The sequence below is a fragment of the Sphingobium sp. TB-6 genome (genome assembly GCF_012927365.1).
Taxonomy (GTDB): Bacteria; Pseudomonadota; Alphaproteobacteria; order Sphingomonadales; family Sphingomonadaceae; genus Sphingobium.
This window is the reverse complement of the sequence record NZ_JABBGL010000008.1, coordinates 41404-58819: the sequence shown is the minus strand read 5'-3', so window position 1 is coordinate 58819 and position 17416 is coordinate 41404. Positions and strand designations below refer to the sequence as shown.

Genomic DNA, 17416 nt, shown 5'->3' with positions numbered 1-17416 from the left:
GGGAGACAAGTGCAGTGGCAACGAAGGTAGCAATCAACGGTTTCGGCCGCATCGGCCGTCTGGTGGCGCGCGCCATTCTTTCGCGCACCGACCATGATCTGGAACTGGTGAGCATCAACGACCTGGGCGATGCCAAGTCCAATGCCCTGCTGTTCAAGCGCGACTCCGTGCACGGCAACTGGGCCGGTGAAGTTAGCGTCGACGGCAATTTCCTGGTCATCGACGGCAAGCGCATCGCCGTGACTGCCGAACGTGACCCGGCGAACCTGCCGCACGCCGCGCAGGGCGTCGACATTGCCCTCGAATGCACCGGCATCTTCGCTGACAAGGCGAAGGCGAGCGCGCATCTGACCGCGGGCGCCAAGCGCGTGGTGATCTCCGCTCCCGCCACCGGCGTCGACAAGACCGTGGTGTTCGGCGTCAATCATGAAACGCTGAGCGCCGACGACGTGGTGATCTCGAACGCGAGCTGCACCACCAACTGCCTCGCGCCGCTCGCGAAAGTCCTGCATGATGCCATCGGCATCGAACGGGGCTTCATGACCACCATCCACAGCTACACCAACGACCAGAACACGCTGGACCAGCTGCACAAGGACATGCGCCGCGCCCGCGCCGCTGCCCTGTCGATGATCCCGACAACCACCGGCGCCGCTCGCGCCGTGGGCGAGGTTCTGCCGGAACTCAAGGGCAAGCTGGACGGCTCGTCGGTACGCGTGCCGACCCCGAACGTCTCGGTCGTGGACCTCAAGTTCGACGCCAAGCGCGCGACCACCGTGCAGGAAGTCAACGAACTGCTGAAGGCCGCTTCGGAATCCGGTCCGCTTAAGGGCGTACTCGGCTATTCGGACGAGCCGCTGGTGTCGATCGACTATAATGGCGACGCCCGCAGCTCGACCGTCGACAGCCTGGAAACGGCGGTGATCGACGGCACGCTGGTCCGCGTGCTGAGCTGGTACGACAATGAATGGGGTTTTTCGAACCGCATGATCGACACGACCGGCGTCGTGGCGAAGTTCCTCTAAGACCCGATAGCCCCGCCGGACCATCCGGCGGGGTTTTTGATCACTGATTATATTTTACTGCCAGCACAGGGAGCGATCATGGCAAAGCCGTTCAAGACACTCGACGACATGGGAGACATCACGGGCAAGGTGGTGTTGGTGCGCGAGGATCTGAACGTGCCGATGCAGGATGGCTCCGTGTCCGACGACACCCGCCTGCGCGCGGCGATGCCGACGGTGCTGGAACTGGCCGACCGGGGCGCGAAGGTGCTGATCCTTGCCCATTTCGGCCGTCCCAAGGGGCAGAAGAACCCGGAATATTCGCTCTCGAAGATCACCCGGCCGCTCTCGGCCGTGCTGGGCCGGGAAGTGCAGTTCATCCCCGATTGCCAGGGGGAAGCGGCGGTTGATGGCATTGCAGTGATGCGGCCGGGCGATATCGCGATCCTGGAAAATACCCGCTTCCATGCCGGTGAAGAGAAGAACGATCCCGCACTGGCCGAGGCGATGGCGGCGATTGGCGATCTCTATGTGAATGACGCTTTCTCCGCAGCGCACCGCGCCCATGCCTCGACCGAGGGGCTGGCGCACAAGCTGCCTGCCTTTGCTGGGCGTTCGATGGAGAAGGAACTGGATGCGCTCCAAGCGGCGCTGGGCGAGCCGGTGAAGCCGGTCGCGGCGGTCGTCGGCGGCGCCAAGGTTTCGACCAAGCTCGACGTGCTGAACAACCTGGTCGCGAAGGTCGATCATCTGATCATCGGCGGCGGCATGGCCAACACCTTCCTCCATGCGCGCGGGGTCGATGTCGGCAAATCGCTGTGCGAGAAGGATCTGGCCGAGACAGCCGATGCGATTTTCGACAAGGCGGAGGCCGCCGGCTGCACCATCCATCTGCCCTATGACGTGGTGGTGTCGAAGGAATTCGCCGCCAATCCGCCCAGCTTGCGTACCTGCAATGTGCATGAGGTGGCTGAGGATGAGATGATCCTCGATGTCGGCCCCGCTGCTGTGGAGGCATTGGGCGATGCGCTCAAGAACTGCCGGACGCTGGTGTGGAACGGGCCGCTTGGCGCGTTCGAGATCGCGCCTTTCGACAAGGCGACCGTGGCGCTGGCGAAGACCGCCGCGGCGCTCACGAAGGAGGGCGGCCTGACGTCCGTCGCGGGCGGCGGCGATACCGTCGCGGCGCTCAACCATGCCGGTGTGGCGGCCGATTTCAGCTTCGTTTCGACCGCTGGCGGCGCTTTCCTGGAGTGGATGGAAGGCAAGGAACTGCCCGGCGTCAAGGCGCTGATGGCCTGAACAAGATTGCGGGGCCGGCTTTGGAGAGTGGCCGGTCCGGCTCGACCGTGGACGCCGTGCAAGGCGTCCTACCCCTAGACGCGCTGCCGGGAGGGCGGCGCATCCAACAAAGAGGTATGTGCAGATGCAGTTCGAGGACATGAAGGCGAAGATCGAGGGCGGCAACGGCTTCATCGCGGCGCTCGACCAGAGCGGCGGTTCGACGCCCAAGGCGTTGAAGGGCTATGGCATCGAGGAAGACGCCTGGACCAGCGAAGAAGAGATGTTCGGCCTGATTCACGCCATGCGCAGCCGCATCATCACCTCGCCGGTCTTTTCGGGTGAGAAGGTGCTGGGCGCGATCCTGTTCGAGCGCACCATGGATGGCGAAGCCGGCGGCAAGTCCGTGCCTCAGGCGCTGATCGAGCGCGGCGTGGTGCCCTTCATCAAGATCGACAAGGGGCTTGAGGATGAAGCGAACGGCGTCCAGTTGATGAAGCCGAACCCCGGTCTGGACACGCTGCTGCACCGCGCCAAAGCTTTGGGCGTGTTCGGCACCAAGGAGCGTTCGGTCATCAACCTCGCCAATCGCGAAGGCATTGCCGCCGTCGTGAAGCAGCAGTTTGAAGTCGGCAGCCAGGTTCTGGCCGCCGGTCTGGTTCCGATCATCGAGCCGGAAGTCAACATCAAGAGCCCCGAACGCGCCGAGGCCGACCAGATTCTGCTGGAGGAAACCCTCAAAAATCTCGACGCGCAGCCGGGCGACGACAAGGTGATGCTGAAACTGTCGCTGCCCACCAAGGCCGGGCTGTTCGACCCGTTGGTCGATCATCCCCGCGTGCTGCGGGTCGTCGCTCTGTCGGGCGGCTTCTCGCGCTCGGAGGCCTGTGTCGAGCTGGCGAAGAATCGCGGCATCATCGCCAGCTTCAGCCGCGCGCTGCTGAACGATCTGCGTCACCAGATGAGCGAAGATGAGTTCAACGCCTCGCTGGGCGAAGCGATCGACGAGATCCACGGCGCGTCGACCCGGAAGGTGGCCTGATCCGATAAAGGAGCCGCCGGTGCCTAGAGCGTTTTCTAAGCAGATAGAATCATCTGCTGACTCGGAAAACGCGGCAAAACAAATGCCTAGAGCAGCCGATCCGATGCAATCGGGTCGGATTCTGCTCTAGACTCCGGCGGCTTCCTTCAAAATGCGGGCGTCGATGATCGCCTGCGCGTTATAATCATTGTTGAAATAGGGCCAGACGGTCCGATCCTCAGGATCCTGCACCTTCATTCATTCGGCCCAATCCACCAGCCTCTCGCGCGAATAACCGCCGCGATATTTTCCCTTGGTGCGGATGCCAATCGGACATAGGCGGTGGCGCCACGCAAAGGGCAACACTACCGTGTCGAATTGTTCGGCATCGAAGGCGAACCAGTTTTTCGCCGCCATCTTCTCCGGTAGAAGCGCCCGCGCCAATCCCGATAATTTCATCCCCAGCAACCGATCCTGATCATGGGGAGAGAAACGTTGCCGGGGCGGGATAGGCTCCGCTCTTTTCCAACCCGCCCAAAAGCGGCTAAGGCGATGGCATGACCGATTTCACAGATGAAGAACTGGCCCTCGATCCGAATTTCGCTGACCGCTTCGAGCAGGGCTTTCGCCCCGCCTGTCAGCTCTATCTGATCTCGCCGCCAGTAATCGAGGCGGGCTTTGTCGAGAGCCTGAAGGCTGCCTTGGACGGAGGCAGCGTCGCGGCTTTCCAGTTGCGGTTGAAGGGTCTGGATGACGACGCCATCGCCCGCGCCGCCGAGCCGCTGCAAAAACTCTGCGCCGAGCGGAACGTCGCCTTCATCATCAACGACAGTATGGCCCTTGCCAAGCGGCTGGGCGCGGATGGGGTGCATCTGGGGCAGGGCGACGGTGATCCGCGAGAGGCTCGCAAGCTGCTGGGGCCGTCGGTGCAGATCGGCGTCACCTGCCATGACAGCCGCCATCTGGCGATGGAAGCGGGCGAGGCGGGGGCGGATTATGTCGCTTTTGGAGCCTTTTATCCGACCATGACCAAGGAAACCCTTCATCGGCCCGATCCGTCGATCCTGGGCTGGTGGACCGCGCTGTTCGAGCTGCCCTGCGTCGCCATTGGCGGGATCACGGCGGACAATGCCGCGCCGCTGGTGAAGGCGGGGGCGGATTTTCTGGCGGTGAGTGGGGCGGTGTGGAACCATCCGGAAGGTCCGCAGGCGGGCGTGGCGGCATTTGGGGCGGTGCTGGCACGGAAATAAAAATCGTGCCGCCGTGCTCCTGCGAAGGCAGGAGTCCAATTCAGGCGTTGCGATAAAGAACCAGCAGCAGGACTGGGCTCCTGCCTTCGCAGGAGCACGGCGGGAAAGCGAGGCAGGCAGCTTTCTCGCACTTTGCGCGTTTCCTCTTCCACAATCGGGAGAGTATCGCTTTGAAAAACCATGCCCTGATCCTCGCGCTGCTATGCTCAGCCTGTAACATGACCATTACGGAAGCGGATGAAAGCGCCCCGTCAAATGCTGCCTCCCATCAACCGAAGCAGGCGGCGCGCCCCGCCGCACCCGCCACCGATCCCTACGCCTTCGTCCTCGTGCCGGAACCGGCAGGGGCGCCGGCGCGGGTTGAGGCCGTGCTCCAGGCGCAGGTGGCGCTCGACCGGGCGGGCTTTTCGCCGGGCGTGCTGGATGGAAAGGAGGGCATGTCCTTCACCAGCGCGCTCAAGGGATTTCAGGAGGCCAGGGGGCTGCCGCAGACCGGGCAATATGATGAGGCGACGGCCAAAACGCTGCTGGGCGAGCGGCCTCAGCCCGCGACATGGCTGGTGAAGATTCCTACAGGGTTCGCCAAGGGACCGTTTTTCGCGGTTCCCAAGGATCTGAACGATCAGGCGAAGCTGCCGGCGCTGGGCTATCGCAATCTGCTGGAGAAGCTGGCCGAGCGGTTCCACACCAGGCCGGAGGTGCTGATGACGCTCAACCGGCCCGATGCCAGGGTCGGCGCGGGCACCACTGTCCGCGTGCCGGCGATCGCGAACCAGCCGGTGGCGCGGATCGAAGGGGATGAGCGGGACTGGGGCGAGACGCTTGCGAGTCTGGGTGTCGCCAAGGAGCAGCCGCAGGCCGACCATATCGTGGTGGACAAATCGGACGGGCTGCTGCGCGCCTATGATGCGCAGAACCGGCTGATCGCGCAGTTCCCCGCCACCACGGGATCGCAGCATGATCCGCTGCCGATCGGAACATGGGAAATCAAGGGGTTGAGCCGCAATCCTGACTTTCACTATAATCCGGACCTGTTCTGGGATGCCTCTTCCACCGACCAGAAGGCGGTGTTGAAGCCGGGCCCCAATGGCCCTGTCGGCGTGGTGTGGATCGACCTCTCCAAACCGCATTACGGCATTCACGGCACGCCCGAGCCGCAGACGATCGGGCGGACGGAAAGCCATGGCTGCATTCGCCTGACCAATTGGGATGCGGCGCGGCTGGCGCAGATGGTGCAGTCCGGCGTCAAGGCGGTGTTCCAGCCATGAGGGCGCGCGGCTGGGCGGGGATCGGGTTTGCCGTCCTGCTCAGCGTGGCCTTTCTGCGGCTGTGCGTGCGGATCGTGCCGGCGGATGGGCCGAGCGAGAGGACGCCATCGCGTCCTGCCGCGGCGGAAGCTGGTGCATTGCTGATCCCGGTGGAGGGCGTTCCGCCGACCGCGCTCACCGACACCTTCACCCAAGCCCGCGCCAACGGCGCGCGGCCGCATGACGCGATCGACATCATGGCGGCGCGGGGCAGGGCGGTATTGGCGGCGGCGGATGGACGGATCGAAAAGCTGTTCTGGAGCGAGGAGGGCGGACGAACCGTTTACGAGCGGTCGTCCGACGGGCGGCATATCTATTATTATGCACATCTGGACGGCTATGCGCCGGGTCTGCGGGAAGGACAGGCGCTCCGGCGCGGGCAGCGGATCGGTACTGTCGGCAGCAGCGGCAATGCCGATCCATCGGCGCCGCACCTCCACTTTGCCGTGCATGAGATGGCGGCGGGCGAGCCATGGCATGGCGGGCGGGCGATCAACCCCTATCCCTTGCTGGCGAAGCCGCGATAGGATGCTCCCTCTTGCCCTTCGGCCCTTCCCGATGTAAGGGCGCGGCCAGCCTCCAGAGGCCGGCTCTTTTCACCTTCAGACATATAGGCAGGCTCTTCCCATGAAGATCAGCGGCGTCGAGATTCGTCCCGGCAACAACATCGAATATGACGGCAGCCTGTGGCGCGCCGTGAAGATCCAGCACACGCAGCCCGGCAAGGGCGGCGCCTATATGCAGGTGGAACTCAAGAATCTGATCGACGGACGCAAGAACAACGTCCGATTCCGCTCCGCCGAGACGGTCGAGCGTATCCGCCTCGACACCAAGGATTTCCAGTATCTCTATGCCGAGGGCGACATGCTCGTCTTCATGGATACCGAAACCTATGAGCAGATCAATTTGCCGCTGGACCTGATCGGTGACGCTGCCGCCTTCCTGCAGGACGGCATGATGGTCATCCTCGAAATGTATGAGGAGCGCCCGATCTCCGTGCAGTTGCCCGAAACGATCGAAGCGACGGTCGTGGAGGCGGACGCCGTGGTGAAGGGCCAGACCGCTTCGGCCAGCTACAAGCCCGCCATCCTCGACAATGGCGTGCGCGTCATGGTGCCGCCGCACATCGTCACCGGCACGCGCATCGTTGTCGATGTGTACGAACGCGAATATGTAAAGCGCGCGGACTAAAAGACAATTCACCCCTCCCTTTCAAGGGAGGGGAAGGGGGTGGGTGGCGAGCGCAGCGAGCCTTCTGCCCCCTCCTTTTTTGAGGGCCGCTTGGGCGGCCGCCCACCCCCGGCCCCCTCCCGCCTGTGGGAGGGGGGGAGAAAGAAAAATGGTTTCCCATTCAGGCCTTCTGACCGTCATGGAACGCGCAGCGCGCAAGGCCGGCTCCAAGCTGCGCCGCGACTTCGGGGAGGTCGAGCATCTGCAGGTGTCCCGCAAGGGACCGGCGGACTTCGTGTCCAAGGCTGACCAGCAGGCGGAAAAGACCCTGGTCGAGGAATTGCAGAAGGCGCGCCCCGATTGGGGTTTCCTGCTGGAAGAGGGCGGGGAAATCGCCGGCGATCCGGGCAAGCCGCGCTGGATCATCGATCCGCTCGACGGCACCAGCAACTTCCTGCACGGCATTCCGCATTTCGCGATCTCGATTGCCGTCGAGGAGCCGCTTTATGGCGGCAAGCGGGAGGTCACCACCGGCCTGATCTACCAGCCTGTCACCGACGAAAGCTATTGGGCGGAAAAGAGCCGGGGCGCCTGGCGGCATGACCAGCGTCTGCGCGTGTCGGCACGGCGGGACATGGGGGAGTGCCTGATCGCGACCGGCATCCCATTCATGGGCCATGGCGATTTTGCCCAGTGGACGCGCATCTTCGGCGCGGTGGCGCCTTCCGTCGCGGGCATTCGTCGCTTCGGCGCGGCGTCGCTCGACCTCGCCCATGTCGCTTCCGGGCGCTATGACGGCTTTTGGGAAAGCGGATTGCAGCCCTGGGATGTCGCCGCGGGCCTGCTGATGGTGCGGGAAGCTGGCGGCTTCGTCTCGGACTTCCGCGGCGGCGACCAGGCAATCGAGCGCAAGGAAGTCATTGCGGGCAACGACGCCATCCACAGCAAATTGCATAAGCTGGTGGCTGGCGCGCTGCGTTGAAGTCACGGTTTTGGTGACGCGATCGGCCCGCTGCAATTGTTGCGAATCATTCTCATGCCTGCGGGCCTTGCTTCGCATATGCAGCGGGCCTAAAGCGCGCCCGTAAATCATTTTCGCCCAGGGGACTCCGTTGGTCGATCTAGCCCAATATCTGCCGATCCTGATCTTTCTCGGGATCGCCTTGCTGCTTTCGAGCGCATTTGTGTTCCTGCCGATGCTCGTGGGGCGCCTGACCGGCTCTCATCAGCCCGACCCGGCCAAGCTCAGCGAATATGAATGCGGTTTCCCCGCCTTTGAAGAACCGCGCAGCCAGTTCGACGTGCGTTTCTACCTCGTCGCCATCCTGTTCATCATCTTCGATCTGGAAGCGGCGTTCCTCTTTCCCTGGGCGGTCAGCCTCGACCAGATCGGCTGGGCCGGCTGGGCGACGATGATGATCTTCATAGCGGAGCTGGTGCTCGGCCTCGTCTATGCGTGGAAGAAGGGAGCACTCGATTGGGAGTAGAACTTGACCGTCCGGTTCCTGGCACGCTGTTGCCGGCCGGCACGCAGCCCGACCAGGATTTCTTCAACGCGCTGAGCAGCGAAGTCAGCGACAAGGGTTTCCTTGTCACTTCGACCGAGGAACTGTTCCAGTGGGCGCGCACCGGCTCGCTATGGTGGATGACCTTCGGCTTGGCCTGCTGCGCGGTGGAAATGATCCACGTCAACATGCCGCGCTATGACATGGAGCGCTTCGGCGCCGCGCCACGCGCCTCTCCGCGCCAGTCGGATGTGATGATCGTTGCGGGGACCCTCTGCAACAAGATGGCTCCGGCGTTGCGCAAGGTTTACGACCAGATGTCCAATCCGAAATATGTGATTTCGATGGGCAGCTGCGCCAATGGTGGCGGCTATTATCATTACAGCTATTCGGTAGTTCGTGGCTGCGACCGCATCGTGCCGGTCGATATTTATGTGCCGGGTTGTCCGCCGACCGCAGAGGCCTTGCTCTACGGCATCATGCAGTTGCAGCGGAAGATCCGCCGGATCGGGACAGTTGAGCGTTAATATGGGTCATTCTGCTCCTAAGATCGCGAACCCAGAAGGGATCGCGCAGGAAATCGCCGGGCTGCTGGGATCGATGCTGGTCGAGACCGTCGACCATGCCGATGAGCTGAGCTTCACCGTCGTGCGCGAAAAGCTGGCCGAGGCGATGATGCTGTTGCGCGACAAGGCGGGCTATCAGCAGCTCATGGAAATCGCCGGGGTCGATTATCCCGATCGTCCCGACCGGTTCGAGGTTTGCTACCATCTGCTCAGCGTCACGCGGAACCATCGCGTCCGTGTGAAGGTGTCGACCGACGAGGATACGCCCGTTCCCACCGTCACGCATCTCTGGCCGGTCGCCGGCTGGCTGGAGCGTGAGGTGTTCGACATGTATGGCGTCATTTTCGAAGGCAATGCCGACCTGCGCCGCATCCTGACCGACTATGGCTTCAAGGGCCATCCGCAGCGCAAGGACTTTCCGCTGACCGGCTATGTCGAGCTGCGCTATTCCGAAGAGGATAAGCGCGTCGTCTATGAGCCGGTGAAGCTGGCGCAGGACTTCCGCAGCTTCGACTTCATGAGCCCGTGGGAAGGCGCGCAATATGTGCTGCCGGGCGACGAAAAGGCTGAGGCCAAGGACCAGGGGAGCAAAGCCTGATGTCCGATTATCTCGAAAAGCTGGATCATAAGGTCGACGCCGCCGACCCGACCTACGGCGACACCGAAATCCAGAACTATACGATCAACTTCGGCCCCCAGCATCCGGCGGCGCACGGCGTGTTGCGTCTGGTCATGGAGCTGGACGGCGAAATCGTCGAACGCTGCGACCCGCATGTCGGCCTGCTGCATCGCGGCACCGAGAAGCTGATCGAATATAAGACCTATATGCAGGCGCTGCCCTATTTCGACCGGCTGGACTATTGCTCGCCGCTCGGCATGGAGCACTCCTACGTTCTGGCCATCGAGAAGCTGCTGAATCTGGAAGTGCCGCTGCGCGCGCAATATCTGCGCGTGTTCTTCGCGGAACTGACCCGCATCTGCAACCACATGCTGAACCTCGGCTCGCACGTCATGGACGTCGGCGCGATGACGCCGAACCTGTGGCTGTTCGAAATCCGCGAGGATTGCCTCAACTTCTTCGAGCGTGCCTCGGGCGCCCGCATGCACTCGGCCTATTTCCGGCCGGGCGGCGTGCATCAGGATGTGCCGCTCAAGCTCTTGACCGACATTGCCGACTGGCTCGACACCCGTCTGCCGCGCCTGTTCGAGGACGCGATGAGCCTGGTGGTCGACAACCGCATCTTCAAGCAGCGCAATGTCGACATCGCCGTGGTGAGCAAGGAAGACGCGCTGAAATGGGGCTTCTCCGGGCCGATGATCCGTGGCTCCGGTATCCCTTGGGATATTCGTAAGGCGCAGCCTTACGACGTCTATGACCGCATGGAATTCGATATTCCGGTCGGCACCAACTATGACTGCTATGACCGCTTCATGGTGCGCGTCGAGGAAGTCCGCCAGTCCGCGCGGATCATGAAGCAGTGCCTCAATGAAATGCCGGAAGGGCCGATCGCCAGCTTCGACCGCAAGGTTTCGCCGCCCAAGCGTGGCGAGATGAAGCGCTCGATGGAAGCGCTGATCCACCATTTCAAGCTCTATACCGAAGGCTTCCACGTGCCCGCTGGCGAAGTCTATGTGGCGACCGAAAGCCCCAAGGGCGAGTTCGGCGTCTATCTGGTCGCGGACGGCTCCAACAAGCCCTATCGCTGCAAGATCCGCCCGACCGCCTTCTCGCACCTTCAGGCGATGGATTTCATGATGAAGGGCCACATGCTGGCCGATACCACCGCTGTCCTGGGCGCCATGGACATCGTGTTTGGAGAATGTGACCGCTAATGGCTGACGCAGTTCATATCCCGGACGAGGCCGAGACCCGCGCGCGCTGGGGCGCGTTCGCGTGGACGGCCGAGAACGCCGAACAGGCGAAGAAGGTCATTGCCCGCTATCCTGCCGGCCGTCAGCAGTCGGCGGTGATGCCGCTGCTCGATCTGGCCCAGCGTCAGGTGGGCGCGGAAACGCAGACGAACGGCTGGCTGCCGGTGCCGGTGATGGAATATATCGCTGACCAGCTCGAAATGCCGTACATGCGCGTTTACGAGGTCGCGACCTTCTACACCATGTACAACCTCGCGCCGGTCGGCCGCTATCATGTGCAGGTCTGCGGCACGACGCCGTGCATGCTGCGCGGCTCGGACGATGTGTTTTCGGCCTGCAAGAACAAGGGTCTGGTCAAGGGCGGCACGACCCCCGACGGCCTGTTCACGCTGAGCGAGGTCGAGTGTCTGGGCGCCTGCGCCAACGCGCCGATGGTCCAGATCAACGACGATAATTTCGAAGACCTGACCTATGACAGCATGAGCGCGATCCTCGACGATCTCGCCGCTGGCAAGCAGCCCAAGATCGGGCCGCAGATCGATCGCCAGACGAGCTGCCCCGAAGGCGGGCCGACCACGCTCAAGGAGATGGTCAACGGCAACCATGATTATCGCGAGGAATGGGCATGAGCGACGTGATTGCGCCTCTCAGCGACAAGGATCGCATCTTCACCAACGTCTATGGCTTCCAGGATTGGGGCATCGACGCGGCGATCAAGCGCGGCGATTGGGACAATACCAAGAAGCTGCTGGAAATCGGCCAGGACGAAATCATCGAGCGCATCAAGGCGTCTGGCTTGCGCGGTCGTGGCGGCGCGGGCTTCCCGACCGGCATGAAGTGGAGCTTCATGCCCAAGGAAAGCAAGGATGGCCGTCCGAGTTTCCTGGTCATCAACGCCGACGAATCCGAGCCGGGTTCGTGCAAGGACCGCGAAATCATCCGCCACGATCCGCACAAGCTGATCGAAGGCGCGCTGGTCGCCGGTTTCGCGATGCGGGCGCGGGCCGCCTATATCTACATCCGCGGCGAGTTCATCTATGAGGCGAAGGTCCTCTTCGCCGCCGTCGAACAGGCCTATGAAAAGGGCTTCCTTGGTAAGAATGCGTGCGGTTCGGGCTATGATTTCGACGTCTTCGTCCATCGCGGCGCGGGCGCTTACATCTGCGGCGAGGAAACCGCGCAGATCGAGAGCCTGGAAGGCAAGAAGGGCCAGCCGCGTTTGAAGCCGCCTTTCCCGGCGGGTGCGGGTCTTTATGGCTGCCCGACCACGGTGAACAATGTGGAATCCATCGCGGTCGCGCCGACGATCCTGCGCCGTGGGTCCGAATGGTTCTCCAGCTTCGGCCGCGAGAATAACAAGGGCACCAAGCTCTTCCAGATCAGCGGCCACGTGAACAAGCCCTGCGTCGTCGAAGAGTCGATGGGCATCAGCTTCAAGGAACTGATCGACCGGCATTGCGGCGGCATTCGCGGCGGCTGGGACAATCTGCTGGCGGTGATCCCCGGTGGGTCTTCGGTGCCGCTGGTGCCAGCGCGTGAGATCATGGACGCGCCGATGGATTTCGACGGGCTGAAAGCCGTGGGGTCCGGCCTTGGTACCGCCGCTGTTATCGTCATGGACAAGTCGACCGACATCGTCCGCGCCATTTCGCGCCTGTCCTATTTCTACAAGCATGAGAGCTGCGGCCAGTGCACGCCCTGCCGCGAAGGCACCGGCTGGATGTGGCGCGTGATGGAACGGCTGCGTTCGGGCGATGCCGATATCAGCGAGATCGACATGCTCCAGCAGGTGACCAAGCAGGTCGAAGGTCACACCATCTGCGCGCTCGGCGACGCGGCGGCCTGGCCGATCCAGGGCTTGATCCGGCACTTTCGTCCGGAAATCGAGCGCCGGATCAATGAAAACAAGGGTAGCGCCCCCGTCATGGAGGCAGCGGAGTAACCATGCCGAAGGTCAAAGTAGACGGCGTAGAACTCGAAGTTCCGGCGGGCGCCACTGTCCTCCAGGCCTGCGAGCTGGCGGGGAAGGAAATACCCCGTTTCTGCTATCATGAGCGGCTGAGCATCGCGGGCAATTGCCGCATGTGTCTGGTCGAAGTGAAGCCTGGACCGCCCAAGCCGCAGGCGTCTTGCGCATTGCCCGCCGCCGAAAATCAGGAAATCTTCACGCAGACCGAGATGGTCAAGAAGGCGCGCGAAGGGGTGATGGAGTTCCTGCTCATCAACCACCCGCTCGACTGCCCGATCTGCGATCAGGGCGGCGAATGCGACCTTCAGGACCAGTCGGTTGCTTACGGCAAGGGCACGAGCCGCTTCGACGAGAATAAGCGCGCCGTCACCGAGAAATATATGGGTCCGATCGTCAAGACGGTCATGACCCGTTGCATCCAGTGCACCCGTTGCGTGCGCTTTGCCGAGGAAGTCGCGGGCGTGCCGGAAATCGGCGCCATCTATCGCGGCGAGAATATGCAGATCACCACCTATCTCGAACATGCCGCGAAAAGCGAGCTGTCGGGCAATGTGGTCGATCTCTGCCCGGTGGGCGCGCTGACGTCCAAGCCCTATGCGTTCGAAGCGCGTCCGTGGGAGCTGAAGAAGACCCATGCGATCGACGTGATGGACGCGGTCGGCACCAACATCCGCCTCGACAGCCGTGGCCGTCAGGTGCTGCGTGCCGTGCCGCGTATCAATGACGACGTGAACGAGGAATGGGCGAGCGACAAGACCCGGCACAATGTCGACGGTCTGGTTCGCAAGCGTCTCGACAAGCCCTTTATCCGCAAGGACGGCAAGCTGGTTCCGGCGACCTGGAACGAGGCTTTCGTGGCGATTGCCACCGTCAAACATGGCGGTTCGGTCGCGGCTCTGGCCGGTGATCTGCTCGACTGCGAGACGATGTTCGCGGGTAAGGCGCTGGTCGAGAAGCTGGGCGGTAACCTGCTCGAAGGTCGTCAAACCGGCCTTGCCTATGATGTGTCGAGCCTGTCGGCGGTGAACTTCAACACGACGCTGGCCGGTCTGGAGACCGCTGACGTGATCCTGCTGGTTGGCACCAATCTGCGCTGGGAAGCGCCGCTGGTGAACACCCGCATCCGCAAGGCGATCAAGAAGGGCGCGAAGGTCTTCGCCCTCGGCCCGCAGGTTGACCTCACCTATAAGGTCGAATGGCTGGGTAACGACGCGTCGCTGCTCGCCAAGCTGCCGCAAGCGGTGGTCGAAGCGTTCGGTAAGTCGGCCCGTCCGGCGATGATCGTCGGTGGCGGCGTGCTGGCCAAGGACGGCGCGCATGGCGATACGCTGGCGCTGGTCGAGACGCTGGGTCTGATCAAGGACGGCTGGAACGGCTATAATGTCCTGCACTTCGCGGCGGCGCGCATGGGCGGGCTGATGCTCGGCTATGCGACGCAGGGCGGCATCAAGGCGGTGGCGGCGGCCAAGCCGAAGCTGCTTTTCTCGCTCGGCGCGGACGAGGTCGATTATTCGGCGTTCGAGGATAGCTTCAAAGTCTATGTCGGCCACCATGGCGACAAGGGTGCCCATGCGGCGGACGTGATCCTGCCGGGCGCGAGCTATGCCGAAAAGGCTGGCACCTATGTCAATCTGGAGGGCCGGGTGCAGCGTGGCGAAAAGGCCGTGTTCGCGCCGGGCGATGCCCGCGAGGACTGGTCGATCCTGCGTGCCCTGTCGGAAGTGCTGGGCGCGACCCTGCCGTTCGACAGCTTCGAAGCGCTGCGCGCCGAAATGGCCAAGGCGGTTCCGGCGCTCGGCGTTGAGGGTCTGGCTGACTATGGCTGGCCAAAAGACCTCAAAGACTTGCCGTCGCTGCCGACTGGCGCCACCGGCGAGTTCGGTTCGCCGATCAAGGATTTCTACCTGACCAACGCCATCTGCCGCGCCAGCCCGACGATGCAGCAATGCTCGGCCGAGCTGATCCATGGTGTGACCTTCGCGGAGGCCGCAGAGTGACCGCTTTCTTCAATAATCTGGGCCTGCCCTATGAAGGGGCGTGGCTGCTTTCGACGATCATCGGCATTTTGCTGATCGCACTGCCGCTGATGTTGGCGGTCGCGATGATCATCTATGCCGACCGCAAGATCTGGGCGGCCATGGCGCTGCGCCGCGGCCCGAACGTCGTGGGTCCCTTCGGCCTGCTCCAGTCCTTCGCGGACGGCGCCAAGGTTTTCCTCCAGGAAACCATCATCCCGTCGGCGTCCAACCGCGCACTGTTCCTGATCGCGCCGATCATCACCTTCACGGTCGCGCTGATGGCCTGGGCGGTGATCCCGTTCCAGGTGGGCGTGGTGCTGGCGAACATCAATGTGGGGCTGCTCTACATTCTCGCGATCAGCTCGCTCGGCGTGTACGGCGTGGTGCTGTCGGGCTGGGCCTCCAACTCCAAATATCCCTTCTATTCGGCGATCCGCGCCAGCGCGCAGATGATCAGCTATGAAGTCTCGATCGGCTTCATCCTGATCTGCGTCGTCCTCTGGGCCGGCAGCTTCAACCTGACCCAGATCGTCGAGAGCCAGAAGGGCTATTATGGCTTCCTGAACGGTAACGGCTTCAACCCGCTGCTCTTCCCGATGGCGATCATGTTCCTGATTTCGGCCATGGCGGAAACGGCGCGCGCGCCCTTCGACCTCACCGAAGCGGAATCCGAACTCGTCGCGGGTTACCAGACTGAATATTCGTCCATGGCCTTCGCGCTGTTCTGGCTGGGCGAATATGCGAACGTGATCCTGATGTGCGCGCTCAACGCGATCCTGTTCTGGGGTGGCTATCTGCCGCCATTCGACTGGGCGCCGCTTTATTATGTGCCGGGCATCCTTTGGCTGTTGGCCAAGATTCTGTTCTTCTTCTTCGTCTTCTCCTGGGTGAAGGCGACGGTGCCCCGCTACCGTTATGATCAGCTGATGCGGCTGGGCTGGAAGATCTTCCTGCCGACCTCGCTGCTGTTCGTCTTCCTGGTTTCGGGCTTCCTCATGTTCACGCGTTACGGAGGCGCTCAATGAGCCTCGGATACTACGTAAAATCCTTCACCCTCTGGGAGTTTGTGAAGGCGCATTGGCTGACCTTGAAATATTTTTTCAAGCCCAAGGCGACCATCAACTACCCTTATGAGAAGAACCCGATCTCGCCGCGGTTCCGGGGAGAGCATGCGCTGCGCCGCTATCCCAATGGGGAAGAGCGCTGCATCGCGTGCAAGCTGTGCGAGGCGATCTGCCCGGCGCAGGCGATCACCATCGAAGCGCAGCCGCGCGACGACGGCAGCCGCCGGACGACGCGCTACGACATCGACATGACCAAGTGCATCTATTGCGGCTTCTGTCAGGAAGCCTGCCCGGTGGATGCGATTGTCGAGGGTCCGAACTTCGAATTCGCCACCGAAACGCGCGAGGAGCTGATCTACGACAAGGCCAAGCTCCTTGAAAATGGGGACAAGTGGGAGCGGGCGATTGCCGCGAACCTTGCCGCCGATGCACCCTACCGTTAAGCCGCAGCCGCCCAAGGGGAACATGGTCCTGTGATTCACGTGCTTGCCTTTTATCTGTTCGCCACGCTGGTGGTGTGCAGCGGCGCGCTGACGATCCTGTCGCGCAATCCGGTTCATTCGGTGCTGTGGCTGATCCTCGCCTTCTTCAACGCGGCGGGCCTGATGGTCCTGCTGGGCGCCGAATTCATCGCGATGCTTCTGGTCATCGTTTATGTCGGCGCGGTCGCCGTGCTGTTCCTGTTCGTCGTCATGATGCTTGATATCGATTTCGCCGAGCTGCGCGCCGGTTTCGTCGATTATCTGCCCTTCGGGCTGCTGATCGCGCTGGTGCTGCTGGCCGAGATCGTGCTGGGTATCGGCCTGTGGAGCGCCGGTCCCATCGAGCTGGCGCAGCGCGCCGCGCCGGTGAACCCGGAACTTAGTAACATTCAGGCGATCGGCGGGCTGCTCTACACCCGTTACATCTTCCTGTTCGAAGCGGCGGGCATCGTCCTGCTGGTCGCGATGATCGGCGCCATCGTGCTGACCCATCGTGCCCGTGGCGGCGTGCGTGGCCAGAATGTCGCGAAACAGAACCGCCGCCGTCCGCAGGATGCCGTGCGGAACGTCAATCAGCCCGTCGGGCAGGGGGTGGAGCTGTGATCGGCCTTCAGCATTATATGGTGGTCAGCGCGATCCTCTTCGTGATGGGCGTGCTGGGCATCTTCATCAATCGTAAGAATGTCATCATCATCATGATGGCGATCGAGCTGATCCTCCTCAGCGTGAACATCAACCTTGTCGCCTTTAGCGCTTTCCTTGGCGATCTGGTGGGTCAGGTCTTCTCGATGTTCGTGCTGACCGTCGCGGCGGGTGAGGCAGCCATTGGCCTTGCCATCCTCGTTATTTACTTCCGTGGTCGCGGCACCATCGCCGTCGACGATGTCAACCGGATGAAGGGCTAAAG

General features: G+C 62.6%; 19 protein-coding genes and 1 pseudogene. 19 read left to right on the top strand and 1 reads right to left on the bottom strand.

Features of this window, described 5'->3' with window-relative positions; genetic code table 11:
• The first annotated feature begins 14 nt into the window (after positions 1-14).
• From gap to HHL26_RS12760, 3 genes are all read left to right on the top strand, one after another.
• The gene (gap, locus tag HHL26_RS12770; RefSeq protein WP_066555727.1) at positions 15-1025 is read left to right on the top strand and encodes a type I glyceraldehyde-3-phosphate dehydrogenase; all 1011 of its coding nucleotides are present in this window, start codon (positions 15-17) and stop codon (positions 1023-1025) included.
• 78 nt (positions 1026-1103) lie between these two features.
• A complete protein-coding gene (locus HHL26_RS12765) occupies positions 1104-2306 on the top strand; it encodes a phosphoglycerate kinase (RefSeq protein WP_066555729.1) in 1203 nt (400 codons plus the stop codon).
• Positions 2307-2430: 124 nt separating this feature from the next.
• The gene (locus tag HHL26_RS12760) at positions 2431-3327 is read left to right on the top strand and encodes a fructose bisphosphate aldolase (RefSeq protein WP_066555730.1); all 897 of its coding nucleotides are present in this window, start codon (positions 2431-2433) and stop codon (positions 3325-3327) included.
• 237 nt (positions 3328-3564) lie between these two features.
• On the opposite strand, the gene HHL26_RS24235 is transcribed toward HHL26_RS12760, so the two are convergent.
• Positions 3565-3765 carry a hypothetical protein gene (locus HHL26_RS24235; RefSeq protein WP_237229981.1) on the bottom strand — a complete coding sequence of 67 codons (201 nt, stop codon included), beginning with the start codon at positions 3763-3765 and terminating at the stop codon, positions 3565-3567.
• A 98-nt stretch (positions 3766-3863) separates the two neighbouring features.
• Here HHL26_RS24235 and thiE point away from each other — a divergent pair, with 98 nt between their 5' ends.
• From thiE to nuoK, 16 genes and pseudogenes are all read left to right on the top strand, one after another.
• Positions 3864-4556, top strand: a complete 693-nt coding sequence (gene thiE, locus HHL26_RS12750; RefSeq protein ID WP_066555731.1) for a thiamine phosphate synthase — start codon at positions 3864-3866, stop codon at positions 4554-4556.
• A 170-nt stretch (positions 4557-4726) separates the two neighbouring features.
• Positions 4727-5824 (top strand): L,D-transpeptidase family protein, encoded by a 1098-nt coding sequence (locus HHL26_RS12745; protein ID WP_066555734.1) that lies wholly within the window; start codon positions 4727-4729, stop codon positions 5822-5824.
• A complete protein-coding gene (locus HHL26_RS12740) occupies positions 5821-6390 on the top strand; it encodes a M23 family metallopeptidase (protein ID WP_066555736.1) in 570 nt (189 codons plus the stop codon). Before HHL26_RS12745 ends, HHL26_RS12740 begins: the two co-directional genes overlap by 4 nt.
• A gap of 100 nt (positions 6391-6490) precedes the next feature.
• Positions 6491-7054, top strand: a complete 564-nt coding sequence (gene efp, locus HHL26_RS12735; RefSeq protein ID WP_066555738.1) for an elongation factor P — start codon at positions 6491-6493, stop codon at positions 7052-7054.
• Positions 7055-7202: 148 nt separating this feature from the next.
• On the top strand, positions 7203-8015 hold the full coding sequence (locus HHL26_RS12730) for an inositol monophosphatase family protein (RefSeq protein WP_066555739.1): 813 nt from the start codon (positions 7203-7205) through the stop codon (positions 8013-8015).
• Between the two features lie 130 nt (positions 8016-8145).
• Positions 8146-8520, top strand: a complete 375-nt coding sequence (locus HHL26_RS12725) for an NADH-quinone oxidoreductase subunit A (protein WP_066555740.1) — start codon at positions 8146-8148, stop codon at positions 8518-8520.
• Complete coding sequence (locus HHL26_RS12720; RefSeq protein ID WP_066555741.1) at positions 8511-9065, top strand: NADH-quinone oxidoreductase subunit B; 555 nt, start codon at positions 8511-8513, stop codon at positions 9063-9065. Before HHL26_RS12725 ends, HHL26_RS12720 begins: the two co-directional genes overlap by 10 nt.
• A gap of 1 nt (position 9066) precedes the next feature.
• Positions 9067-9672 (top strand): annotated as a pseudogene (locus HHL26_RS12715) (NADH-quinone oxidoreductase subunit C); the annotation flags it as partial.
• Between the two features lie 29 nt (positions 9673-9701).
• Positions 9702-10937, top strand: coding sequence for an NADH-quinone oxidoreductase subunit D (locus HHL26_RS12710; RefSeq protein WP_066555745.1), 1236 nt, complete (start codon positions 9702-9704; stop codon positions 10935-10937).
• Positions 10937-11605 carry an NADH-quinone oxidoreductase subunit NuoE gene (gene nuoE / locus HHL26_RS12705; protein ID WP_066555747.1) on the top strand — a complete coding sequence of 223 codons (669 nt, stop codon included), beginning with the start codon at positions 10937-10939 and terminating at the stop codon, positions 11603-11605. The genes HHL26_RS12710 and nuoE overlap by 1 nt, the downstream gene beginning before the upstream one ends.
• Positions 11602-12918 (top strand): NADH-quinone oxidoreductase subunit NuoF, encoded by a 1317-nt coding sequence (gene nuoF / locus HHL26_RS12700; RefSeq protein WP_066561509.1) that lies wholly within the window; start codon positions 11602-11604, stop codon positions 12916-12918. The genes nuoE and nuoF overlap by 4 nt, the downstream gene beginning before the upstream one ends.
• Positions 12919-12920: 2 nt before the next feature.
• Complete coding sequence (gene nuoG / locus HHL26_RS12695) at positions 12921-14942, top strand: NADH-quinone oxidoreductase subunit NuoG (RefSeq protein WP_066555749.1); 2022 nt, start codon at positions 12921-12923, stop codon at positions 14940-14942.
• Positions 14939-15988 (top strand): NADH-quinone oxidoreductase subunit NuoH, encoded by a 1050-nt coding sequence (gene nuoH / locus HHL26_RS12690; protein ID WP_066555750.1) that lies wholly within the window; start codon positions 14939-14941, stop codon positions 15986-15988. The genes nuoG and nuoH overlap by 4 nt, the downstream gene beginning before the upstream one ends.
• Positions 15985-16470 (top strand): NADH-quinone oxidoreductase subunit NuoI, encoded by a 486-nt coding sequence (nuoI, locus tag HHL26_RS12685; protein ID WP_004211738.1) that lies wholly within the window; start codon positions 15985-15987, stop codon positions 16468-16470. The genes nuoH and nuoI overlap by 4 nt, the downstream gene beginning before the upstream one ends.
• A gap of 30 nt (positions 16471-16500) precedes the next feature.
• Complete coding sequence (locus tag HHL26_RS12680) at positions 16501-17112, top strand: NADH-quinone oxidoreductase subunit J (protein WP_066555751.1); 612 nt, start codon at positions 16501-16503, stop codon at positions 17110-17112.
• Positions 17109-17414, top strand: a complete 306-nt coding sequence (gene nuoK, locus HHL26_RS12675) for an NADH-quinone oxidoreductase subunit NuoK (RefSeq protein WP_066555752.1) — start codon at positions 17109-17111, stop codon at positions 17412-17414. Before HHL26_RS12680 ends, nuoK begins: the two co-directional genes overlap by 4 nt.
• Positions 17415-17416: the final 2 nt, after the last annotated feature.